The following is a 23,989-nucleotide window of genomic DNA, read 5'->3' as shown; positions in this document are numbered from 1 at the left end:
TGTTCGCGGTGCGGCTTCGGGGATCACGTTGTCTCTATCAAGCCGGTCGGCATCTCCCCAAAGCCGACCGGCTTTCCATCCACTCCGATTTCATTACACCAAAGGAATACTAAATTGAAACGCTCTCTCTCATTCGCACTCGTGCTGCTTGGGTCCCTATCGCTAAGCCTCGGTTGTTCTGACCCCAAACCGGTCAATGTCACCGATGACGCCGATGCCGCCGCGATCGCCGAATACGAAGCCAACGAGGCTCGGTTGCAAGCGGAATCCGAAGCGTCGATGGACGAGTAGACGCCACAACTCTTATCTTTTCTTTTCTTCAGTGCGGTCGACAACGTTCGGCCGCACCGGGTAACACCGCTCTTGCGTTACCCGTCATCGCCACGCGTCCCCGTTTGACGACGTTCTAATCGCAGCTATCGACAAAAACGCCACGCTGCAAACGAACTCGCAGTGAAACTCGTCAACGGCTTGTTGAGTTAGCGAAGTTTCCTGCGGCAACGGATATAGGATGGACTTCCTAGTCCGCCAATGGTGTACTGGACGGACTAGGAAGTCCGTCGTACGGCTAAATCGGCAAGTCGCCGGCGGCTTGTTGATCTACTGAGCCGAAACGCGTCAGCGGCCGGATCCCAGACGCCATCCGGTGCATTACGCCCCACGGCTCACTGTTACGTTTTGCAGTTGGATAAACACTACAAGCCGTTGAAGGCATCTGCGACAAACTTGTTAGACAGCCCCCTCGCTAATTCTCTTCTTGCCGCCGCATGCTGGGTGCAAAGTCCACCCCCAAAAGATTGCTCGCCTTCTTCTGCAATCCAACGCGACTGGCGATCACGTTATCGCCGCTCCAACGGCACTTGCCGGCACCTTGTGACCATCGACCGCTCGCTGGCTTCGGTCACTTCACGATTCTTAAACAATCCTTTAGCTGCTCTTCATCTTCGTGTTCTACCTTCTCGCCACTTGGTCGTCCTCGGCATGGCGACCTTGCATCCCATTGTGGTTACAGAACATCGAATTAGAGAATAAAGGACAAAGAATGAATGTGGAGATCACTCGAATGCGTCCCTCGGATGCCATTCGAAAGAACGGATTCACGTTGGTCGAATTACTCGTGGTGATTGCGATCATCGGCGTATTGGTAGGGTTGCTTTTGCCCGCCGTGCAGGCCGCTCGTGAAGCCGCCCGCCGTATGCAGTGTCAAAACAAGCTGCGGCAAATTGGTTTGGCGTGTCATAATTTCCAGGACACGCGAGGGCACTTGCCAGGCGGTGGACGTGACGGCGACCATCGCGTCCCCGATCCACTGGAAGATTGCTGCCGATCACAGACGCATGCCGGTTGGAGTTGGTCCTACTCGATTCTGGCCTACATCGAAGCCGACAATGTGTATCAGTTGGCCAGTCAATCGGACGACCCTGACGTCGGCGATAGCGGCTACAACGCCAAAGAAGATCTCGTGGCGCAAGCGACTTCGCCGATTTACACGTGTCCCTCACGCCGCAACTCGACCTCATACGGCAGCGGCAGCTTTTATCGCGTCGACTATGCTGGTAATGCCGGCACCCGAGGACCCGGCAGCGTACGCGACAAAGCGAGCAGCGGACTCGATGGCGTGATCATGCAAACCGATCGTGGCAAGATCCGCATTGAACAGATTCGTGATGGATCCTCTAACACGATCATGATTGGCGAAAAGGCGCTGCATCGCGATTCGTTCGGCAGCGAAGGGGGCGACAACGAGCGTTGGAACAACGCCGGTTGGGACGAAGACGTCATTCGCTTTGGTGCCGGTGAATTGGCCGACGGAACTCGCTACGGGATCACGCCGATCAGCGATCAGGAAGCAACTCACAAGGATGGATCGTCTTGGACCACCGTCACGGACAAAGGTGGCGTTGTCTGGGGTCAATGGCACCCGTTCTTCGGTTCCTCTCACCCCGGCGGCACGAACTTTTGCTTGGCGGATGGATCGGTCCGGTTTGTCGGTGAATCGGTCGACGGTGAACTGTTCCGTCGGCTGAGCGTTAGCGACGACGGTGAAATTGTTGAGCTCGAGTAATTCAACATTCCCGACCACCAATTCTTCATACCAATCAATAAAGCGAAGACTTCCCCATGAAACGATATTCGATTCTCGTCCTACTGGCAGCCTGCACCGTGACCGTTGGTTGTGGCAGCGACGCGCCGCCCACGCCGCCGGCACTGGACTCTCAAACTCGCGAAGCAATCGCAATCGAAGACAAATCGATTGATGACGCCGAAGCGAATCAGTAGCGACCGGTCAGCTGTAACCACGGATTAAACTCCGTGGTTACAGCCTCTCATCGCTTCGTGATTTTGCCAATGTTCTGCCTTTTGGCGAGCGTTGCGATGGCTTGTCAAAATTGAAAGCCCTGCCTCTCTGGTTGCGACCGCCGCATTTTTTGCAACCTTGTCTTATTGTTTGGCTGCGGGGACGGTTAACCAGAGGCTTTGGGTGGTGACCACGTCTCGCAGTGAGTGAATTGCGGTGTACGTGATGGCTTCAGCCGTTTTGTCGGCATCAGCCGTCGGACGGGCGGTGATGCGAAAAGGGCCCTGAAAGCTGGTGGTTTTGTCGGCGACGAGTTTCAATTTCACCGACTTTGACGAGTCGCCTTTACTCTCCGAGACGACCGACTCGGCCTTGATCCCTTCTGGCAGCCCCTCGGCGCTGATCGTCAATTCTTGGCTAAAACCATGCTTCCTAGCAATCGCCACTGGAATCTCCACGATCCCTTCTTTGCCGGTCGCAAAGTGATCTTCGCCGACCGTCAAATCCACGGCCGGTAACACTTCGCTGATCACAACGCTGTAGGCGTGACGAGCACTGTGCCCATCGACCAGATCCGATACTTGCAGCTCTAATTCGCTGGCCTCCTTTGCCGTGAACTCGACCACCGAGTCGTATTGCCCTCGCGAGACGTCATCGTTGCGGGCCAGCTCGCTGCCGTCGGCGACATGGATCACACGCAGTTGTGAATCGAGCGGCAAATCAAACGCTCGCGAGTGGAGTTCTGCTCGATACCGCTTGGCGGGCTCCGCTTGTAAACGCAGGCGATCAACATCGTTCGCTTCGCTCATGTGTCCGGAAAAGACGCACGGCAACGATGCAGCAATCGCAAAACCACTGTCCTTGGATTCGGAAACGACAACGGCATCATGCGGCAGTGACGTTTGCCACTGCCAACCAAGTGACGCAGCAAGATGAGCGATCCGAGGCGAATGGTCGGTCACCAAAGAATGATGCAGATCGTATTTGGGCGGCAGGTTCCATCCGAACGGGGTGGTGTCGGAAGCGACGGCATTCACGGGCAACACAAGCGGTAACACATGGTCGACGTAAGCGTCCTGGGTCATCCGAATGCTGTAGACAAATGAAGCCGAACCAGCGTAACCGATCGTTCCGGTGGGGACCTCGGGAAAGGCAAAGATCCGCACCCACAACTCGCGGTCCTCCTCGGGCTCGTAGACCAGTTGCGGGTCGATTCCGCGATCATCATCGGCTTGAGCCATCACGTTACCGTGTTCGTCTACCAACTGCATCACCGCGTCCATCGGTGACCCGAGCGGCCGATTCGCAAACGTGGTTGCGACAAACGTTTGCCCCTGTTTTAGCTGGACGCGAAAGGTGTCAATCTCGTTGGATTTGGCGAGTCGTCCATAGGCAACTGCGGGAAGCGAGATCGGGGTGGCTTCGGCAATCTTTTGGTTCGGTTCGACCTCTTCGATCGCCGCTGCGGACTCAATCAACAACGGAACAAGCTTCGAAGCAGAGGCATCGTCGAACAGCCGAATCCAAGCGATCCCGGGGGCGGCGTCCGCGGGCAACTTGACACTGAGTTGTCCCGAATCCTTTTCGATGATCACCTCAACGTCGTCACGATCCAGGACGGCTTTGACGGGCCACTTCGGAAATTTGCCTTCGGCTTTGACAGTCGTCGTATTTCCGACCGAGACGACCGGAGGATAGAAGCGATCGAGTTGCACTTGGGCCGATGCGAGCGTAGGAACGGCCAACCAGAGCAGGACCGAAACGGTGGCAATGATCGATCCTTTAGCGGTACGGCGCAAGCCGTCCGGTTTGAAGCGTGCGGAAACATGCAAACGAGATGCGAACGACCGGAGGGCTTGCGTCCTGCCGCTACGGGCAGAGGCGACGGAAGGGCGTGAGTTCAATTCGATTCGCATCAGCTCATCAATTCCGAGATCGGTGTGGCGTCGCTGACCAAGTGCACCGGTCGGCCTTCGGGGGAGTGCAACATTTGCCCGGCATCGATCCCGAGTTTGCGATAAACCGTTGAGACAAAATTTTCGGGCGAAAGTACACGCTCGACCGCCGCATAGCCATGACGATCGGTGGCGCCGATAACTTGGCCGCCCGAGGTTCCTCCGCCAGCAAACATGACGCTCATCGCGTTGGACCAGTGATCGCGGCCGCCGCGGTCATTGATCTTTGGCGTCCGTCCGAACTCGCCCAAGGCGATCACGAGCGTCCGCTCCAGCATGCCACGGTCCTTCAAATCGGACACAAGTGCCGCGATGGTCGCTTCGAACGACGGCATCTTTTTATCGTAGGCGTCAAACAGATCGGTATGATGATCCCAACCGCCTTGCACTAAGGTGACAAAGGGGACCCCGGCGCTGACCAGACGGCGTGCCAATAATGCTTGCTGGCCAAAGGTGTTGCGGCCGTAGGCGTCACGCACTTTATCGGGTTCGGAATGGATGTCAAAGGCGGCTTGCGATTGGGGGCTGCTAACCAATTCCATGCCTTGGACATAAAATTCGTCGGCGGCCATCACGGGATCCCCCGCGGCTGCGTCTTTGATCCGTTTCAGCTTGTCGATCTGATTGCGAATGTCTTGACGCGATGCGAATCGTTGATCGGTTAACCCGCTCGGGATCGTCACATCGCGGACTTGGAACGACGAGCTGTTCGGATTGTCGGGAACGACAAATGGAGCGTGTTTGGCGCCGAGAAAATTCGGTCCTCCCGAACGCGACATGCTGGGGATCGAAAAGTAGGCTGGAATGCCATCGGGGGCACCGACTTGGTGCGAAACGACGCTTCCCAAACTGGGATGAAAGCTGACAAACGCACCGCAGCCCACCGGAATTCGCGGTGGAGCTCCGGTCATCATGTAGTGGTTACCGGCACCGTGATTGCCTTGATCGTGCCGGATCGAGCGAACAATCGCCAAGTCATCCGAGATCGCCGCCAGCCGTTTCATCGGCTCGGAAAAATGGATGCCAGGGGTTTGCGTTGCAATCGGTTCGTATTTCCCTCGAATCTCGATCGGTGCGTCGGGTTTCGGATCAAACGTCTCGTAGTGACTCGGGCCGCCATCCATCCAAATCAGGATGCACGCGTCGGCTTGTCTTTTTAATAGCGACGCAGGCGTTTCCGACGCATGAGCCGAGGTTGCTCGCAGCGCCCCGGCCAATCCACCGGCGATCAAGCCGTGCAGACCAAGTTTCAACCCGTCGCGGCGGGTAATCCCGTCACAATTACGATGGTGGTTTCGATTCATGTATCCGTACCTAGTTCAAGATTGAGAATTCTGGGGAATTGAGCATCGCCCACATCAGGTCTTCGATCACGCTGCGTCGATTCTCGGCCGAGGTGACTAGCTCAACCGCGTAGTCGCGTTCGTCCGTTGTCGGATATCGCGTGAAGATCGCCAAGTACAACTCGTCGACAATTTGCTCGGGTGACTTTTCACTCGCAGCCAATTCCGCCGCGCGACCTTTGTCCGAACGAACACGCGTGTCTAGCTGTTGTGAGTTCATCAAATGCAGTGCTTGGGTGACGGTCGAATCGGGCGTCCGTTCGCACGGCGGATCTTGATTTTCGTTGGGGCGGCCGAAGGTATCGAGAAAGATCGAATTGACTCGCGTTGTCCAAACTTGGTTGGCACGCGAATCGGGCGGCATCGCCTGGAACGATTCGGTTGTTTGGGTCACATCGGCCACGGCATCGGCCAACACTTCGGCTCGCAGTCGGCGACGGTAGTGACGTGAATAATTTAACCGATCGGCGACATTGGACGCCGTCGGTTCGGAGCTGTGCAGATAGACTTGCGACAACGTGATCGTTTTGAGCAGATGTTTGAAATCGTAACCTGAAGCTTGAAAATCGTTGGCCAATGCACTCAACAGCTTCGGATTGGTCGCCGGATTGGTGGTGCGTAGATCGTCGACCGGTTCGACAAGCCCTCGCCCCATCAGGATTCCCCAAGTGCGATTGACGTGGACTTGGGCAAAGAAGTCATTGTCGGTGGACGTCATCCATTTTGCGAGCGCATCGCGAGGATCGGTCGGGTCGCCGTGATTCTCTGCGACCGGATCATCACCTTCCACCTCCGCGATCTCGAATAGCGGCGTCGGCGTCATCGTTTCGCCGGTCAGCGGGTGCGACACCGTGCCTTTGCTCGAGGTAAACACCACCTCTTCGCCACCGGAGATCGGCGGCGACAGTCCGGTGCCCTTGTAGCCCACTTTGGAGAAGTAGGCAGCGAACTGGTAGAAATCTTGTTGGCTCCATCGTTCAAACGGATGGTGGTGGCATTTGGCACAGTCCAATCGGATGCCCAGGAACAATTGGCTGACCATCGTTGCAACCTCATCGGGGCTGCGACGATCACGATACAGGGTGGCGGCTCCGTTTTGCCACGTGCTTCCTTTGGCGGTCACCAATTGACGAACAAAGGTGTCATAGGGCACCTCGTCGCGAAATTGTTGCCGGATCCAGTTGTCGTAGTTCATCACCGCCTTGATACCGACGCGGTAGGGATTCGGACGCAGTAGATCGGCCCAGAATACGGCCCAGTGATCCGCAAATTCAGGTCGCTCGAGCAATTGATCGACCAGCTTGGCTCGCCGTTGTGCCGGGGTTTCGCTTTCACTGCCATCAAGAAACGCTCGCGTCTCTTCGACCGTCGGCAACCGACCAATCAGATCCAGGCTGACGCGTCGCAAGAAAACATGATCCTCGACGCTCGGCGATGGCTCGATCCCCAGCGTCTGCAGCTTTTCATAGACCAATTCGTCAATGAATCCATTTCGCGGCAGCGATTCAAACACCGCAGGCGGCAGCGGTTCGGTTTGTGGGATTACCACGTTGGCGACTTCGATATGGTTCATGTAACGTGCCATCACCGCCGTTTCGCCTGGCAGCGAACCAGCTTGGATGACGCCGGTTGCGTCGACCGAAACCACCGCGTCGTCGTTGGACAAATAAGTCGCTAGCCGTGTGACGTCGCGTGTCGAATCGTCGCTGTAATGGGCGGTAACCTTTAGCGATTCGGCCTGCGACGGGGTAAGCGAAAACGAATCTCGCTCGAGCGTGACTTTAACGAGTGTCGGCTCACCGTCGACGCGGCGTGGTGCTCCCTGCCGAATCCACTGCACCAAGGTTTGATAGTCGTCGGAACCTCGCTCGAGTTTGCGTCCACCCCCGTGCGGCAATTCCGCAGTCGCTTTGAGCAGCAGCAGACTGTTCTCGGGCGAGGCGGGAAAAATACGTCGGCCGCGTGCATCACGGCTGACCGCGGCGTGGTCGAACTCGGGATCAAACCCCAACAGCGACAGCTGAAACCCGTTTTGGCCACGCTGTTTACCGTGGCACGCGCCCGAATTACAAGCTTGAGCGGTCAGTATCGGTTGGATATCCAGTTCGAAGCTAACCGCTTGATCGGCCGCAAACGTGGGCGCAGTCGCGATCGCAACGCAACACGCGATCCAAATCAAGAGACAGCAATGTTGAAAAACGGTTTGCATGACGGTAGGCGAGAAAAATCGGTCTGAAGGAAATATCGTAGCTAGCTTCGCCAGAAGGTGGTGTTTCGCATTTGCGCCGCAACGATCCACGCTCTGGCGAGCGTATCAACAAAACGCAATTGCCCTAATTTGCCGCCGCTAAGCACGTATCAACTCGGGAATCGGCTTGCCGTGATCGACGATCGGGGTGGGACGGCCGTTAAAATCTTTGATAAACACTTTCGAAGCGTCGATGCCCAGGTGATGGTAAATGGTTGCCAAGAAGTCGCCGGGTCCGCAATGACGTTCGATCACGTCTTCGCCACGTTTGTCGGTCGCTCCGATGCACTGGCCCGTTTGGATTCCACCGCCAGCCCAGATGTTCGAGAACGCTCGCGGCCAATGATCGCGACCGGGTTGTTTGGTGCCTGTCGCGGCGCTGGCGTTCCCGGCTCCGGTACTGGGTTGGTAATTGATTTTTGGAGTACGCCCGAATTCACCGGTGACAACGACCATCACACGGTCGTCCAAGCCTCGCTGATAAATGTCTTCGATCAATGCGGTGACGGCTTGGTCGTAGGCGGCGGCTCGAAAACGCATCGCATCAAACACGTGATGATTGACGGCGTGATCGTCCCAGTTCTGCACACGGCCACACAGCGGGCCACGCAGACTGCTGGTCAGCACCTCGACACCCGCTTCGGCTAATCGTCGAGCCAGCAACAATTGTTGCCCCCACGTATTGCGTCCGTAACGATCGCGTGTCTCGTCGTCTTCTTCGCTGAGGTCGAATGCACGCTTGGTTTGCGGATTTGTCAGCAGCGTCATCGCTTGAGTTTCGAACTCATCGAGTGCGCCAAGTTCACCGTATTGGTCAAACGCACGCGTCATCGTATCGAGTTTTTGACGCAAGTCGATTCGTCGACTCAGGCGTTCGACTTCGCGTGAATCGGATAATCCGATGTTGGGGACGACGAAGTTGGGTGCATTGGGATCGCCAGTGACTGAGAACGGCGAATAGGTTTCGCCAATGTACGCCGGGCCGATGTATTCGGACGACATGTTGACGCCGACATAGCGTGGCAACGGATTCGTTCGTGTCGTTTCCTCTTGTGCTCGCAAGTAGTTCGCAACGGTCATCCAATCAGGAAGCCGCGGCTTGGGTTTGTCACGCGTGTCAGAGTCACCCGATAGCAGTTGCATGGAACCGGCTGGATGTCCCCCGGCGGTTTGATGCATGCTTCGCAGCACGGTGAACTTGTCTGCGATGGCAGCCTGTTTTGGCAACAGTTCGGTAAAGCGGACGCCGGGGATTTTTGTTCCGATCGTGCCAAAGGGGCCGCGATACTCGGTTCCCGCATTGGGTTTGGGGTCATACGTGTCGATGTGAGAGCATCCGCCTGGTTTCCAAACCATGATGACCGCCGTCTTTTTCTTCGCCGTGGTCGGACTGGCCGCTTGCAGTCGCATCACGCTGGGCAGACTAAGGCTGGCAAACCCCGCGATCCCCATCCGCATGAAACTGCGGCGAGACGAACCGCGGATGCGATTCCCCGTGGTCAATACGTTACCGAGCGGCCCGGGACAATGAGCCGGACGAATCATTTCAGCATCGCGATTGGGTTGTGCAGAACGTCTCATTTTTTCTCCGCGGGTAGGACGCGAATCGCGATCGGTTTGGACACCACAATATCGGCGATGTCGGTGGTGGAGGGTTTTTTGGCAGGTTCGCTTGATGGCTTTGCTGCGTCCACCGGTGCAGGGACTATCGGAGCAGGGGCCATCGGATCAGGGGCCAGTGCTTCTCGCGAATACTTTGCGACCGCACTTCCGTAGAAAGCGATCCAGTAGTCGCCCGGCGCTGGCTTCAGCTTTGCCAAGTCGAGGGTCACTTCGGAGTGATCGTCATTGAGTGGCAAGTCGAATTTCGGATGCGCTTCGAATCCGCTGCCCATGGTTTGCATCGCAACCGTCGCTCCGGAAAATTCGCTGCGTCGGCGGTGTGCCAGCGGAATCGTCACCGATTCACCGGCGACCACTTCGATCGGGGCATCGGCAGTCGGCTGAATCGTCAGCGGGGCGACTTCGGCACTGCCAACCGACACCGCCACATCCACGACCAAACGGGGGCTAGGGATTTCGGACCATGCATCCTTCACCGGCCACGCCATCGACGCCAAGCGGCAAGGGCGACTGACGGTTTCACCCTCGATCTCGGCTTGACCGATGAACGTTGCGTTTGCCCATCCTGACGGAGCACCTTCATCCGCAGTGACCAACACGATGCCACGCGATTTGCCGGCGGGAATTTTTAATCCTTGTGCGAACACGCCATCGGGAAGCGATTGCATTGACAATTCAATGTCGCCATCAAATCCATCGCGACGAAACGCGACGACTTCCAGTGCCATTGTCGCTCCGGGCCGCAGCGATATCGGTTTGGACAACGCGTTGCGGTCGCCGTTACGCAGCCCCATGTGTAGCGCCCAGGCGACGAGAGCAAAATCGGGCTCGGCTTTGCGAATCACCATCCGGTAGCGATTGCGAATGTCACTGCGAGTCCCGCCGAATGCGTCGAGCAATTGCACCCGATAACGACCGTCTTCGGGGATCTCGATTTTGCCAAGAATGTCGGACGTCCCGGCGTTGTACGGAGGACCATCGTAGGCGTAGTTATTGCCGGATACTTTTACCGGACTCGGAATATCGGCTAGCTCGATGACATCGACGAGCGATTCGGTCTTTGAACCATCGGCGGCGCTTTCAACAACCCGCTGGACCAGCATCGTCGGATCGGTGGGTAGTCCGAGGCGTTCCGACGCGACTTCGACCCACCACGACTCTCCTTTTTTCGCAGTGAACTCGAACACATCGACATCGGCAGCCGGAAAGAACGTGCCCGCGATGTCGCATGGCAGCGTGATCGTTTGCACCAATGACGCCTCGCCCAACCGCTTTGAATCGTTCGGTTCGACTTCGGTCGTCGTTGCTACTTGAGCAAGCCCGATTGGCGGCCATGAGAACGCGTTGACGGCTTCGGTCCCCGCCATTCGCTGCGGTTGCTGATCCGCCGAAAGCTCGCGAATCGCCAGACGATAGAAGTGCTCAGCACCTCCTTGGAACGTCAACTCGTGAACTTTCACGATGTATTGGCCGTCTGCGGGAGCCGTGAAGTCGAGCAGATCGCCACGACGCTCGACCAATAAATCGCGACCCGCGGCGTCGGCGATGATCACGACCGCGTTTAATTTGCTGTCGATCCCACGTGCGGCACAATCAACCACGACACGTTGATCCTGTTTAGCTTCGAATCGATAATGATTCACACCACGCACCGGCATCGTCGCGTTGACAATTGAGTTGATCGTGACGGGCAATGCCAGCTCTGGCGATGTCGACGGTTCACTTTGAACCAATTCGGCGACGGTATCGACCGAAAAGACGCGTGATGATGACAATCCAAGTGGCGTCATCACGCGAGCTTCGTGAATACCAGCGGGACAATCCGCCGCGATCGTGACCACGTAACGATGGGGGTCCGCTTTGCCGGCATCGTCGAGTTTTGATTTTGCGGTGATCCCTGGATGCGAAAAGACCAGTTCGCTGGCGTCGTCGATCGCCTCGCCGCTAAGCGTAACTTCGACTTCGCTTCCCGCTTGCCCGCCCATCGGCATCGTCGTCAACAAACGAGGTGACGGCAAACAAACCGACTGGGCGAACGCGTCTGAAGCGTTTGTCGCAACGCAAAGCGAGATCACAAAGGCAATCGTCAACCTGAGCCTGCGCGAAGGATATTGTTTCGTCGGTGGGTCGTAGGTCATGGCAATGGTGGGTGGCACGTTATTGTTTTTGATGGCGGTGCGGCGCGCGAGGGCGTCCGGACTATTTAGATCGTTCTTTCTCGCCGCAACCGGACGGCTTGCGCCGTACCGCTAAAAACGTGGTTGGTCTGGCGTTAATGGTTGAATAAAAACTCTTTTGTATTGATCAGTGCCCACAACAAATCTTGTAAATTTTCGCGGGTGGCATCGACGTCGCTTAAAGGTTTCTTGTCGGCAGCGAAGCGAGGTTCCGACAAATACGCAACCGCGGTCGCCCGTTCTTCGTCTCGAGGCGGTCGTGCATAAGCAGCCAAGTACAACTCGTTGATGCGGTCATCGTCGGTGACCTCTTTCGTCGCCGCCAAACGTTCGGCGCGGCCTCCTTTAAACGCAAGTTTGGCCTTGATGTCCGCGGCGTTGATGAAATGCAGGCTTTGCGCAAGGCTGGCGGATTGAACTCGCTCGCACTCGCACACACTGGTACTTTCAGGACGTCCAAACACTCGCAAAAACGGCGACGATTTGTTGTAGCTGTTGTCCGGCAGTGCGACCGCTTTGGTGCCCACGGGCAAATTGGCAAAGTCGGTGCGGGCGCCGGTCAAAAAGTCGATCGAATCAAGCATCACTTCGGCTTGCAGCCGCTTGGGATAGAACCGCGAGTAGTTTTGTCGGTCGGCGAGGTTGTATTCGTTGGGAACGGAACTCAATTGATAGGCATGCGACCGCGTGATCACCCGCACCAATTCTTTCAGATCATACCCGCTATCGATAAAGTGTCGTTCGATTGCGGTTAGCAGCTCAGGATTGGTCGGCGGGTTGGTATCGCGGATGTCATCTTCGGGTTCGATCAATCCGCGACTAAAGAAATGTTTCCAATAGCGATTGACCAGTGCTTTGGCAAAAAACGGGTTCTCTTCCGAGCTCATCCAATCGGCCAAGCGCAGCCGTGGATCCTCGCCCGCAGGAATTTCACCAACGTTGTCTCCCAAAGCCGCAGGCGGAAGCGTTTCACCAGTCTTGGGATTCGTTTCGCCCGCGACACCCCGTTGATGAAAAATTTGGTCTTCGCCGCGAACGCCGGTCGGTTTGCGTCCCACTTTGCTAAAAAAGGCAACCAACGAGTAATAGTCGTCTTGGCTCCACCGCTCAAACGGATGATGGTGGCACTGGGCACACTGCATTCGCACGCCGAGAAACAATTGGGCAACGTCTTCGATTTGTTCCTTCGGTTCCTTGACACGCTTGTACCAGGCGACCGGTGGATTCCCCATCACGGTTCCGGTGGCCGCCAACAATTCACGCACGATTTGGTCGTAAGGCCGGTTCGCTAACAAACTATCTCGCAGCCAAGCGTGAAAGGCAAAGTTCGATGTGATGTCGCTTTTGTCATCCCGCCGATTCTTCAGTAGCGTCGTCCACTTGTTCGCAAAGTAGTCTGCATAGTCGGGACTCTTCAAAAGTTCATCGATCACTTGATCGCGACGGTCATCGTCGCGGTTGCCAAGGAAAGCACGCGATTCAGCCTCGGTCGGCAAGCGGCCGGCGATGTCCAACGTGACCCGCCTCAGGAACGTTGCATCGTCACAGATCGGCGATGGAGGAATGCCAAGCGTCTGCAAATTGTCAAAGACAAAATCGTCGACAAAGTTGTTCGAGTCCGGCACCTGGTCGACCGCAGCCCCCAGCGGAATCGCAGCGGTATAGACTGCGACTTTGCCTTGGTAACGAACCATCACCGCAGCGTTACCAGGCAGATGCTGTGCATGCACCACTCCCGATTCCGACGACTCGATCATCGCGACGTCGTTGGTTTCGTAGAGAGCCAGATCGGTCACATCCCGTGTCGTTCCGTCGCTGTAGTGAGCAATCGCCGTCAATTGCTGTGTTGCTCCCTGGTTCAACAATCCACGTTCGGGTTGAACTCGGATCGAGGTGAGCTCGGGAGCGTCCTGGGCACCGTAGAGAGCTCCCGCGGCAATCCAGTCGCGTAGTTGGCGATAGCCGGCAGATTGTTTCTCTAGCCGAACGCCGCCGCCGTGGGGAATTTGACCAGTCGCTTTCAGCAGTAGCAGACTTTGTTCGGGTGCGGCCAACGAGAGTCGTCGTCCGCGAGCTTCGCGTACCACATGTTCGTAATCCTCAGCGGGCTCGAAACCGAGCAGCGACAGTTCAAAACCGTTCTGTCCCCCTCCTGCCTTGGCGTGACAGACGCCGGTATTGCAGCCTGCTTTGGTTAAAACCGGAGCGACGTCGTTGGCGAAGCTGATCGCAGGTTTCTGGGCGTCTGCGGTTACGTTTTTTGCAAAGACAATATCACCTTCGGCAAACACCGTATCATCCAAGCACAGCGATACAGCGATCACGGCGACACATGGCAAATGCCACGGCAGCATCGAAAACGCGCGACAGGCTACGGCGGAACGCATAAGCGAGTGCCACAATGTTGGGAGGGATCCCGATTGACCGGGGGCGGGAAGTCCAAAAGGACTCAGCGTTAACGATAGTGTTTACTGTTCACAATGTCAAATTGTGTGCGGTCCCAAGTTCCCCCGACCGCGTTTTCACGATTAGCTTGAAACTTTTTAATCTATACACTCTTCGACAGCACCGTTTTAGTAAACTGATTCTTCCCACCTCGCGTCTTCCCCACCACAACATCGTTCGAGCACACCATCATGCCGGGTCCCCTCCCTAGTTCACCCGCTCGCGCTCGCAAAGTCCCTGCGTCCAGCACTCACTGCCGCGATACCATCGACCTTGGATCGAAGCAGCCGAGTTTTGTCGACGCATGGCACGGGCCTGCCTTCATCATTCGCACAATGAACTCGTGCAAACACAATGGCTTTCGCCGCGCCGTTAACAACGTAAAAGACGTTGCAGATTTGATCAGGGGTTTCAGCAGGCCACTCGCCACACCGCTGGTCGCCTTCGGCATGACGTCCCTGTTGTTGATCGCTGCAGATCCGGTCAGTGCCGAACCCGTGTTAACCATCGCGTCACTGCAACGAACGACGCCGGTCGACTTTGCCAGCGAAATCGCTCCGATCTTGAAACGCAATTGTGTCGCTTGCCATCAAAAGGCCGACGACGAAGGCGGCTTGGTACTCGAGTCCCATGCGTCACTGATGAAGGGTGGCGATAGTGGGCCCGCGGTGGTCGCCGAAGACGCCAAATCAAGTTTGTTACTGCTGCGGGCAACCGGCGAAGAGGATCCGCTGATGCCACCGGCCGACAATGACGTCGGGGCCTCGCCGCTGACTGCCGATGAATTGGGACTTCTGCAATTGTGGATCACGCAAGGCGCAAAGAATTCCGACGCGAGTCACACCGAATCGATCAGCTGGCAAGCCATTCCCGAATCCATTCGCACCGTCTATGCATCGGATGTTTCGCCCGACGGACAACAATTCGCGTTTGCCCGAGGCAACCGATTGTTTGTTGCCGACATCGATCAACCCACCAATTCGGTCGTGCTTGCCGACCCTGCACTTGCTGATCTGGCAACGGGAGAATCTGGGATTGCCGACGTCGACTTGATTCAATCGATTGCGTTTTCGCCAGACGGACGCCGGCTTGCCACCGGTGGATTCCGCACCGTGCGATTGTGGAAGCGAACACATCCGGCGGTTGAGTCTAAAGAGGCGGCGTGGATGAAGGTCGCACAAATCATCTCAGTCAAACCCGGTGGCTCCGAGATCGCACTGGTCAATGCCATCGGCGATATCGAGGTCTGGGATGTCGCCACGAACGATCGTCGGGCATCAATCCTGGGACACTCCGATCGCGTGGTCGGAATCGCCTGGGCTGGTTCCACCAACCAATTAGTGGTTGCCGACGAAGCGGGACACATTAGCGTTTTCGATGCGACCAACGGCAACAAGCTGACCGAATTGGAACTCGGTGTATCACTGGAACAATTGGCCACGGGCAGCGACGGCATCCACATCGCAGTTCGGACCAGCGATGGCATCGCACAACTATTGCGAATGGTAGCGGCCGCAGAAAATGCACCTGCAACTATTCAAGTGGTACATGATTCTCTCGCCGACATCTCGGACGCTACCGCCGTGGTACTGATCACCAAACCAGCGTTGGCGGTCTCTGTCGCCAGCGAGACACGAGGCGTTGTGCTGGTCGATGCAGCCAAGAATCAAATCCTTCGGACGCTGGACGCTGGGGCGATCGTTGACGCCATCGACGTCTCGGCGGATCAAACACGTCTGGCGACGGGCAGTCGCGATGGAACCGTTCAGGTCTGGAACCTAGCTGACGGTAAACGGTTAGCCATCGCCAACGCGTCGATCGAAGACGCATTGGCGGTGTCCAAGCGGACTCGCGACGCCAGTCGCCAAAAAGCCCTGCTGGCCAAATTGGCGGAAAAGACGAAAGAGCTTGAAGAGCTGCTAAAGAAAGAAGACGAGGCACTCGCGGCGGTTATCAAGACACGGGACGCAGCGGCCAAGGCGAATGAGGCCAACGAAGCAAAGCGAGTCGAAGCAGCCAAGTTGGTCACAATGACGGAGGCCGCGATCGCAAAAAGCAAGGCCGAGATGGCTGCGGCAGAGAAACTTGCGGCCGAAGCAAAGTCGCGACTCGAGCAAGCCACCAAGCAGCTCGAATCAGACAAGTCGGCGAAGGAGAAAATCGCAGCCGAGCAGGCCGATAAGCAGGCCGATAATCAGGCCGACGAAACTACGGCTGCGAAAACGGCGGAAGCCGAGCAGAAAGTGGCCGCAACGCAAGCCGAGATCGAGAAGGCGAAAGCGGACATCGCTGCGGCAGAGAAATCCATCGCCGCGGCCAAAGCGGCTCAGGAAAAGAGCGTCAAGGAACTTGAAGCTCAGCGTACTGCCTTGACCAAAGCCGAAGCCGAAAAGGCAAAGACCGAAGCGGAATTGGTCAAGCAGCAACGGTCGACCGACGCGGCTACGGCGGCTCAGAAGCGAGCCACCGAAGCCATCCCATCGCATCAACGCGTCGTCGAAGCCGAAACACGCGGACTCGCTCGGCTCGATGCCAAATTGGCCCATGCACAAGCAAACTTGAGTCGACCTGGACGTGCGGTAATGGATTTAGCGTGGAGCTCTGACGACTCGCAAATTGCCACGGTGCATCGCGACGGTACTTCGTGTTTGATTCGCAGTCTTGATGGCCAACCACTAACAACGTTCCCTCGCACCGACTCACACGACGTCATGGGCGTCGGCACCACGGATCGATTTGATGTCGCGTTCGTTAACAAAACCCTCTGCCGATTGCTCATCCCCGGCATCATCCAGGGCTACTCCCTACAAGGACAATGGACGCTAGAACGGACAATCGGCTCGATCGACAATCCGAACCTGCTTGCCGATCGCGTCACGGCAATCGATTTCCGAGCGGATTCGATGACGCTGGCGGTTGGCTCGGGTGAGCCCAGTCGTTCGGGAAGTGTCAAAATCTTTGATGTTCGAAACGGAACCGTGCTTCGCGATTTGGGCGAACTTCATTTGGACACCGTGCTGGGATTGGCGTTTTCACCCGATAGCCAAACGCTGGCGTCGGCATCAGCGGATCGCACGATCGGATTGACCAACGTTGCCAGTGGCGAAACCACGCGGCGGCTCGAGGGACATACACACCATGTCTTGTCGGTGGCATGGCAAGATAGCGGCGACGTGCTGGCGTCCGCCGCCGCGGACCAAACCGTCAAACTGTGGAACACCGAAACAGGAGAAACATCGCGAACCGTCAGCGGATTTCCCAAGGAAGTGACGGCTGTTCAGTTTGTCGAGACCAGCGACCAATTCGTGGCGGCAGGCGGCAGCGGCGAAGTACGACTGATCAAATCAACCAACGGTGGAAAGGTCCGTGGCTTTGACGCCGCGAAAGAGTTCGTCTTTACGGTCGCGGTGACGCCTGACGGCAAAAAGTTGATCGCAGGCGACGAAAATGGCATCGTTCGAATCTGGAGCGTCGCCGATGGAAAGTTGATTGCCGAACTGAAATGACCTTTTTTGGGCTCGATCGCATCAATGAAACCGTGATCGAGCTGGTCGGCAATTCCGTCGCCGACGGACGAATTGGCGTTCGCCGAAAAGTTTTGAAAAAATTAATCGGTAAGAATTTGGACGCAGCGTACCACAGTTGATTAGCCGAGGCCGATTCGTTGCTTACGCTTCAAATCCGGCTTTGGTGCGACGCCCACTTTAGGTGCTTGTTCGCTTTAGGTGCTAGAGATGCCGTGGCGGATCGAGAAGGATTTGGACACGACGAGATTCGCGGCAGCTAAAAATTGTTGCGATGGGATTGGTGCCGGCGGGACTCGTTGCCTCGTCCACTACGTGCGGCGGGACTCGTTGCCTCGTCCACTACGGGGGCATTCGTCTTTTTACCCGTAAAAGACATCCCACTTTACTGACATAACTTTTGCAAGTGACAACGGAATACCGTAACCCGAACTGATGCCAACCGACGAACTTGACGACAATCGCTACGAGCAGTTTCTGCAGCATTTCTTGCGGGACCAGACTCGTATCTTTGCCTATGTGCGGTCGCTGCTGCCGCAATACGCCGACGCGCAAGACGTGTTCCAGCGATGTAGTTTGACGCTGTGGCGGCACTTTGACGATTTCGATCACGAGCGGCTGTTCCTGCCGTGGGCCTGTGGCATTGCGTTTAATGAAGTACGAAACTTTCGACGCACCGCCGGCCGCGATCGTTTGCAATTCGCAGATGATCTCGCGGAACAGTTGGCCGATCGCCGGATGGCAACGCTGGGGCAGCGCGACCTTCGCACCTCCGCCGTCCGCACTTGCGTCAGCCATCTCAAATCAGCAGACCGCGAACTGATTCAACGCGTCTATCATGACCGACGCCCCATTGCCGAAATCGCCGAATCGGCTGGCAAAGCCGTGCAAACGATGTACAACCGATTGTCCGCCGTTCGACGAATGTTGTTGCAATGCATCGAAAAACGCATTGCGTCCGAGGAGGCACTTGGATGACGAGATCTGAAAATCGAAATGACGATCGGCAACTGCATCAACTGCTGAGCAAGCTGGTCGATGGTTCCATCACCGACTCGGAACACCTTGACTTACAAGACAGACTGCGTGACGACGCCGATGCTCAACAGATCTATTTCAACTACCTGGATTTGGATACCGATTTGCGTCAAATGACGCACGGCGCTGCGGCGGTTGATCCATCCCCGCAAATCAATCGTTCCTTGCGATTTTGGGTGGCGATTGCAGCTTCGGTTCTGATGATCGCTTCGTTGATTTGGTGGAACGATCGTGATCCGGTCGAAGAGGCCATTCCGGCAGCACCGAAACAGGCAACGCTACTGCAATCGGCCGGCGGGGTCTTCTTTCGCGATGTGATGCCGGGTGTTGGCGAACCGCTGAAAAGCAACCATGAATACGCGCTCACCTCGGGAATGATCGAACTGAGGTTCCCATCCGGTGCGGAGGTCATCTTGGACGCTCCGGCCGTGATCGAAATTGCCAGCCAGGATCGCTTGATCGTCCAACAAGGATCATGCAGCGTGTATGCACCCGACGGCGCCGAAGGGTTTCAAGTCATCACGCCCAAGACTGAAATCACCGATCTGGGCACTCGTTTTTCCGTCGACGTCGACGAGGTGGGTGATACCGAAGTGCAAGTCGTCGAAGGCGCAGCCGAAGTGCAACCGCGGGATCGAGATGATTCAGAAAAGATCCTGCTAACCGAGCGTCAAGCTAGCCGCTTTAACGGCGGCAATGCTTCGTCGGTCGAGTTTCAGCCGCGTCAATATCGGCACCAGCTTCCTGACCGCGTCGTCGAGTTTTCCATGGGAAACACCGCCGGCAAACCCAATGGACAACTTCAAAGTGTGACCGTCCAGCGTGGCGGAACGAAGCGGCGATACGATGTATCACAGCTGATTGGCATCGAGGTTACTCATTTTCGTGGCGGTACGAATTCGCAGCACATGTCCGTTGCGATCGGAGACACAAACGATTCCGGCGATGGCCGCCGTGCGGTGATCGAATCCGACCGGTTACTCCATACTGGTTTCCTCAACCTCGGCGGCGGCTCCCAACCCCTCACATCAGATCCGCTGCTTGGTTTAGACAACGACGCCGAGACGACGCTGGGGATGGCCATTCGCTTTCGCTCGCCCGTCGTCAATGCCCCAGGGCCGGATGTCGTATTCTTTGAATTGCAGTCGGTGCTGAACCCTGCAGACGGAGATGCGTTTCACGTCAGCCCACTGCGAATGGATGCTGGTCTGCATTCCCAAACCATCACTCGATACGACATCACGCTCAATTCGCCCGAGGCATTGTCGATTCCCGATTTTGAACTGTTGCAGTTCGATTCACGCGTTGCCCGTGTGTCCGATCTACTAGAGGGTTCCTTCACCAGGATGAATCCTTCGATCCCGTTTTGGGCCATTGCCGTTGGGATCGACTTGAGTGACCTGGGTTATCCACCGAACGCCGTCGTCGAGGGATTGTTTTTCCAAGACGCCCGCGACGACGACCAAATCGTCGACCCCGTGTTTATCGCGGGCTTCCCCGCCGAACTGCCTCCCGCCGAACGCCCAACTCCCTGATCATGATGAACGTCTCGAAATTGCTGACCTGTTTGCTATTGCTGCTGACCTGTAATTCGATAGCTGCAGCCGAGGAACCGGTGCTGGTGGCCGATTGGGACTTTGCCACCGAAGCGACACATTCGTTCCACACGCATGGTTCGGTACAACGTGATCAAGCCGGCCCGCGGCCTCCGGTCTACCCTGATTTTCAAAGCAACAATACCGCGATTCGGCTGGGCGATTCCGGTGGTTATCTGTCGATCGATGATCCAGCCCAACAGAGTGATTTTGACTTTACCAACGGCGACGCAATCACGCTGGAGGCATGGATCAAGATCGGAAATCCCTCACACAACACGCCAATCTATGTTGTTAGCAAAGGACGCACCGGGCATCCTCGTTTTGCCAAAGACAATCAAAACTGGGCGATGCGTGTCCAACGGGTAGGCGACGGGATGCGAGTCGGGTTTTTGTTCGCCACCAAACGTACGCAAAGCGACGCCCATTGGCATCGCTGGACTTCCACCGCTTCCTTCACCGCCGAGAACACTTGGCATCACGTCGCGGTGACGTATCGCTTTGGCGAACCCGATTCGATCCGCGGATGGATCGATGGCAAACCGACCGGTGGCGATTGGGGCATGGGGGGTAAAACCACCGAGCCTCCGATCGTTGATGATGATCAGGTTTGGATCGGATCCGCCAATTCCGGGAACCGCTTCGTCGGGCTGCTGGACAACGTGGCGGTGTTTCGTGGGTTGGCAGACGATTCAATGATGGCGTCGCGGTTTCGCCGAGTAGGCGAAGAAACGAAGCCAAAATTGGCTGCCGAAACGATGCCTGAACTGGGCGAAATTCCCCCCGGCCGTGTGCTGGTCACGCTCGCCGAAGGGCTGCCAACGGAAACTCGCTGGATCATGGACAACGAGTCATGGCCGACCGAGGCGATGCGTTGGTTCAGCGACGCCTTCCTCATCGATCGGTTGCCCATCCGTTACGACTCGTGGGGAATCCGCGATGCTTGGCGAGAACCGGTGCTGTTGCGAATGGCCGCGGATGTTCAGTTCAAACCAGGAAGCCATCGGCTGGTGATGCGTGCGCGAGGGATGGGGCGATTGTGGATCGACGGCGAGGTTGTCGCTCGCACCAAACCAGTCACTCGTCGATCGCCCGACGGCGAACAACCGGTCACCCCCGTCGCCGAACCACCGCTGCCCGGCGTGCGTCCGCACGGCTACCACCAACAAGAAGTGTTTGCGGAATGGTCGATTCCCAAAACCAACAACCAAGCGGGATCAACGCATCGAGTCGTGCTCGAATTAGCCGTGGGGGGCAAGAACCAACGTACCGAAACGGGTGAAGCCTGCGTCGCGGTGCAAACCGCCGACGGTCATTCGTTCGATCTGTTGACGCCGAAACACGCCGACATCGTGTCGTTGACCGATGCAGAAGTGGAACCGCTGCTGGATCAAATGGCCGACCAAATGATCGCCATCGATGACGCTTCACGTCGCACCGCCGCCGCATCACAAGACGCGTACTGGGACATGCGACATCAAGCGGCCGGCGAGTGGGCCGTCAATCATCCGGCTCCGCCGGTTCCCACGAACCACGGCGATTCCTCGCCACACCCGGTCGATGCTTTTATCACGCACAAGATCCAATCCGCTATCGACGCATCCGCGAAAAGCGACAGCAAAGTCACCGAACACTTTTATCGTCGCGTGCTGCCGATTCTTCGCGAGCAATGTTTTCGCTGTCACGGCGAAAAGGACAAGGGCGGATTGAAACTAAACTCGCGTGACGCCGCGTTGCAGGCAGGCGAGTCGGAAGCCCCTGCGGTGGTCCCCGGCGATCCTGATGCGAGCGAATTGATCTCACAAATTCGTAGCGGTGCGATGCCGCCCACCGAAACAGGCTTGAGCGACGAACAAATTGGTACGCTGGAACAGTGGATTCGTGACGGAGCCGCGTGGCCGGCGCCCGCGGTCGACGCCGTGGCGTTGTCGCCACCGGCGGTCGTCACCGACGAAGCGTTTCTTCGCCGCGTCTACTTGGACACCATCGGCGTACCACCGACATTGACCGAAGCCGAATCTTTCTTGCGAGATGCTCGCCCTAACAAACGCGAACGGTTGATCGACAACTTGCTAGACGACGAACGAACTGCAGACCATTGGGTCAGCCTGTGGCAAGACTTGTTGGCCGAGAACCCGACGCTGTTGAATCAGTCGATGGGCAGCACCGGACCATTCCGTTGGTTTTTGTACGATTCACTGCGTGACAACAAACCGATGGATCGAATGATCACCGAACTGATCATGATGCGAGGCAGTCCCGACACCGGCGGCAGCGCAGGATTTCGGTTGTCCGGTGAAAGCGATGCTCCCTATGCCGAAAAGGCAAACATTTTGGCCGGTGCATTCTTGGGTGTCGAATTGCAGTGTGCCCGTTGTCACGATTCCCCCTACCACTCGACGTCGCAACGTGACTTGTATTCGCTGTCGGCAATGTTAGAGCGGAAACCGGTTCAAGTCCCCAAAACCAGCCGCGTTCCCGATGCGTTCTTTGAAAAGAAGGGGCGTGAATCGCTGATCCGAGTCACGCTGAAACCAAATGAATCGATCGCTCCGGAGTGGCCGCTTGGCAGTTTGATCGGGATGACTGACAACGAACAAATCAATTTGTTGATGATCAACCCGAGCGATACTCGCGAACGATTAGCCGTGCTGATCACCGCTCCGCAAAACCGCCGCTTCGGACGCGTGATGGTCAATCGCGTTTGGAAGCAATTGATGGGATGTGGAATCGTCGAACCGGTCAGCGATTGGGAAGGTCAAACCCCCAGCCACCCTGAACTACTCGACTGGATGGTGCACCAATGGGTTAGCAGCGGTTATGACCTGCGAGTCGTGATGCGGCAGATCATGACCTCTCAATCGTACCAACGCGAGGCAACCGGACAGAACTTGATCGCCGACGCCGAACAACGTTTCTTCAACGCGCCCGATCGACGGCGATTGACCGCTGAACAGATCGTGGATTCGCTGCACGTTGCCTGTGGCAGCGAGATGAATGTCGAGGAATTGACGTTCGTCCATGACGGCCAACGCCCCATTGGCAAACGACAATCCTTAGGAGTGCCCAAACGAGCATGGATGTTTGCCAGTTTGAACAACGAACGTGATCGCCCCAGTTTGTCGCTACCGAGTGCTCGAGCCGTCACCGACGTGTTGCAAGCGTTTGGATGGAACGGATCGCGTCAGAAACCGATCAGCGTTCGCGACACCGCCCCCAACGTGCTGCAACCAGGGATCCTGTCCAACGGCACGCTTGCCATTTCACTTAGCCGTGCTTCGGTCGACAGCGACTTGAGCCAACTTGCGATCGAAGCTTCCTCGCCGCAATCGCTGGTCGACACAATGTTTTTGCGATTCCTGTGCCGGCTACCCACCCCCCAAGAACGACTCGCGTTTGTCAGCGAATTAAGCGTTGGATTCCAACAACGCATCGTCGCGGAAGACCAAATCAAGAATCCCGAACCTTTACCACCGCTTCCGCAAGTCACGTGGTTTAACCATCTGCGTCCCGAGACCAATACAATTCAACAGGAATTGGAACGTCGCGTCAGCCTAGGACCGCCTGCGGATCCGCGACTCGAAGCCAATTGGCGTGCCGTTTACGAAGACTTTGTTTGGAGTCTGATCAACCACCGTGAATTTGTCTGGGTACCATGATGCTGGATCAGAATTCTGCCAAGGTACACGCCGCCCGCCCCAATTTTTCGGTTGCCCCAATGCCCATTATTTAAAAGTCCCCT

14 protein-coding genes are annotated in these 23,989 nt (G+C 56.7%); 8 read left to right on the top strand and 6 right to left on the bottom strand.

The genetic code is table 11. The features are described from left to right. The first annotated feature begins 114 nt into the window (after positions 1-114). The 3 genes from ABEA92_RS23190 to ABEA92_RS23180 all read left to right on the top strand — a co-directional run bounded on the left by ABEA92_RS23190 (position 115) and on the right by ABEA92_RS23180 (position 2,280). Entirely contained in the window at positions 115-291 is a 177-nt protein-coding gene (locus ABEA92_RS23190) for a hypothetical protein (protein ID WP_345686687.1), read from the top strand. A gap of 751 nt (positions 292-1,042) precedes the next feature. Next, complete coding sequence (locus tag ABEA92_RS23185; protein WP_345686685.1) at positions 1,043-2,065, top strand: DUF1559 family PulG-like putative transporter; 1,023 nt, start codon at positions 1,043-1,045, stop codon at positions 2,063-2,065. A 56-nt stretch (positions 2,066-2,121) separates the two neighbouring features. Further along, the gene (locus ABEA92_RS23180) at positions 2,122-2,280 is read left to right on the top strand and encodes a hypothetical protein (RefSeq protein WP_345686683.1); all 159 of its coding nucleotides are present in this window, start codon (positions 2,122-2,124) and stop codon (positions 2,278-2,280) included. A 162-nt stretch (positions 2,281-2,442) separates the two neighbouring features. On the opposite strand, the gene ABEA92_RS23175 is transcribed toward ABEA92_RS23180, so the two are convergent. The 6 genes from ABEA92_RS23175 to ABEA92_RS23150 form a co-directional block, all read right to left on the bottom strand. Next, positions 2,443-4,215, bottom strand: coding sequence for a serine protease (locus ABEA92_RS23175; protein ID WP_345686681.1), 1,773 nt, complete (start codon positions 4,213-4,215; stop codon positions 2,443-2,445). Next, positions 4,215-5,558: a DUF1501 domain-containing protein gene (locus tag ABEA92_RS23170; protein WP_345686679.1), complete on the bottom strand. Its 1,344-nt coding sequence runs from the start codon at positions 5,556-5,558 to the stop codon at positions 4,215-4,217. Before ABEA92_RS23170 ends, ABEA92_RS23175 begins: the two co-directional genes overlap by 1 nt. A gap of 10 nt (positions 5,559-5,568) precedes the next feature. Continuing rightward, positions 5,569-7,806: a DUF1549 domain-containing protein gene (locus tag ABEA92_RS23165; protein ID WP_345686677.1), complete on the bottom strand. Its 2,238-nt coding sequence runs from the start codon at positions 7,804-7,806 to the stop codon at positions 5,569-5,571. Positions 7,807-7,944: 138 nt separating this feature from the next. Next, positions 7,945-9,426: a DUF1501 domain-containing protein gene (locus ABEA92_RS23160; protein WP_345686675.1), complete on the bottom strand. Its 1,482-nt coding sequence runs from the start codon at positions 9,424-9,426 to the stop codon at positions 7,945-7,947. Next, positions 9,423-11,558, bottom strand: a complete 2,136-nt coding sequence (locus tag ABEA92_RS23155) for a serine protease (RefSeq protein WP_345686673.1) — start codon at positions 11,556-11,558, stop codon at positions 9,423-9,425. The genes ABEA92_RS23160 and ABEA92_RS23155 overlap by 4 nt, the downstream gene beginning before the upstream one ends. A 182-nt stretch (positions 11,559-11,740) precedes the next feature. Then, entirely contained in the window at positions 11,741-14,032 is a 2,292-nt protein-coding gene (locus ABEA92_RS23150) for a DUF1549 domain-containing protein (protein ID WP_345686671.1), read from the bottom strand. A 249-nt stretch (positions 14,033-14,281) separates the two neighbouring features. Here ABEA92_RS23150 and ABEA92_RS23145 point away from each other — a divergent pair, with 249 nt between their 5' ends. From ABEA92_RS23145 to ABEA92_RS23125, 5 genes are all read left to right on the top strand, one after another. Further along, on the top strand, positions 14,282-17,596 hold the full coding sequence (locus tag ABEA92_RS23145) for a WD40 repeat domain-containing protein (protein WP_345686669.1): 3,315 nt from the start codon (positions 14,282-14,284) through the stop codon (positions 17,594-17,596). Next, positions 17,593-17,736: a hypothetical protein gene (locus ABEA92_RS23140; RefSeq protein ID WP_345686667.1), complete on the top strand. Its 144-nt coding sequence runs from the start codon at positions 17,593-17,595 to the stop codon at positions 17,734-17,736. Before ABEA92_RS23145 ends, ABEA92_RS23140 begins: the two co-directional genes overlap by 4 nt. Before the next feature lie 313 nt (positions 17,737-18,049). Further along, positions 18,050-18,592, top strand: a complete 543-nt coding sequence (locus ABEA92_RS23135) for a sigma-70 family RNA polymerase sigma factor (RefSeq protein WP_345686665.1) — start codon at positions 18,050-18,052, stop codon at positions 18,590-18,592. Continuing rightward, positions 18,589-20,187: a FecR domain-containing protein gene (locus ABEA92_RS23130; RefSeq protein WP_345686663.1), complete on the top strand. Its 1,599-nt coding sequence runs from the start codon at positions 18,589-18,591 to the stop codon at positions 20,185-20,187. The genes ABEA92_RS23135 and ABEA92_RS23130 overlap by 4 nt, the downstream gene beginning before the upstream one ends. 2 nt (positions 20,188-20,189) lie before the next feature. Then, complete coding sequence (locus tag ABEA92_RS23125) at positions 20,190-23,906, top strand: DUF1553 domain-containing protein (RefSeq protein WP_345686661.1); 3,717 nt, start codon at positions 20,190-20,192, stop codon at positions 23,904-23,906. Positions 23,907-23,989: the final 83 nt, after the last annotated feature.

This window comes from Novipirellula caenicola, from assembly GCF_039545035.1.
GTDB classification, from domain to species: Bacteria; Planctomycetota; Planctomycetia; order Pirellulales; family Pirellulaceae; genus Novipirellula; species Novipirellula caenicola.
This window is presented reverse-complemented; position numbering and strand designations above follow the sequence as displayed.

Bases quoted from the DNA above. Each gene is read 5' to 3' on its own strand.
- ABEA92_RS23185 (WP_345686685.1), top strand. From the start codon at position 1,043: ATGAATGTGGAGATCACTCGAATGCGTCCCTCGGATGCCATTCGAAAG.
- ABEA92_RS23180 (WP_345686683.1), top strand. From the start codon at position 2,122: ATGAAACGATATTCGATTCTCGTCCTACTGGCAGCCTGCACCGTGACC.
- ABEA92_RS23175 (WP_345686681.1), bottom strand. From the start codon at position 4,215: ATGCGAATCGAATTGAACTCACGCCCTTCCGTCGCCTCTGCCCGTAGC.
- ABEA92_RS23170 (WP_345686679.1), bottom strand. From the start codon at position 5,558: ATGAATCGAAACCACCATCGTAATTGTGACGGGATTACCCGCCGCGAC.
- ABEA92_RS23165 (WP_345686677.1), bottom strand. From the start codon at position 7,806: ATGCAAACCGTTTTTCAACATTGCTGTCTCTTGATTTGGATCGCGTGT.
- ABEA92_RS23160 (WP_345686675.1), bottom strand. From the start codon at position 9,426: ATGAGACGTTCTGCACAACCCAATCGCGATGCTGAAATGATTCGTCCG.
- ABEA92_RS23150 (WP_345686671.1), bottom strand. From the start codon at position 14,032: ATGCGTTCCGCCGTAGCCTGTCGCGCGTTTTCGATGCTGCCGTGGCAT.
- ABEA92_RS23145 (WP_345686669.1), top strand. From the start codon at position 14,282: ATGCCGGGTCCCCTCCCTAGTTCACCCGCTCGCGCTCGCAAAGTCCCT.
- ABEA92_RS23140 (WP_345686667.1), top strand. From the start codon at position 17,593: ATGACCTTTTTTGGGCTCGATCGCATCAATGAAACCGTGATCGAGCTG.
- ABEA92_RS23135 (WP_345686665.1), top strand. From the start codon at position 18,050: ATGCCAACCGACGAACTTGACGACAATCGCTACGAGCAGTTTCTGCAG.
- ABEA92_RS23130 (WP_345686663.1), top strand. From the start codon at position 18,589: ATGACGAGATCTGAAAATCGAAATGACGATCGGCAACTGCATCAACTG.
- ABEA92_RS23125 (WP_345686661.1), top strand. From the start codon at position 20,190: ATGATGAACGTCTCGAAATTGCTGACCTGTTTGCTATTGCTGCTGACC.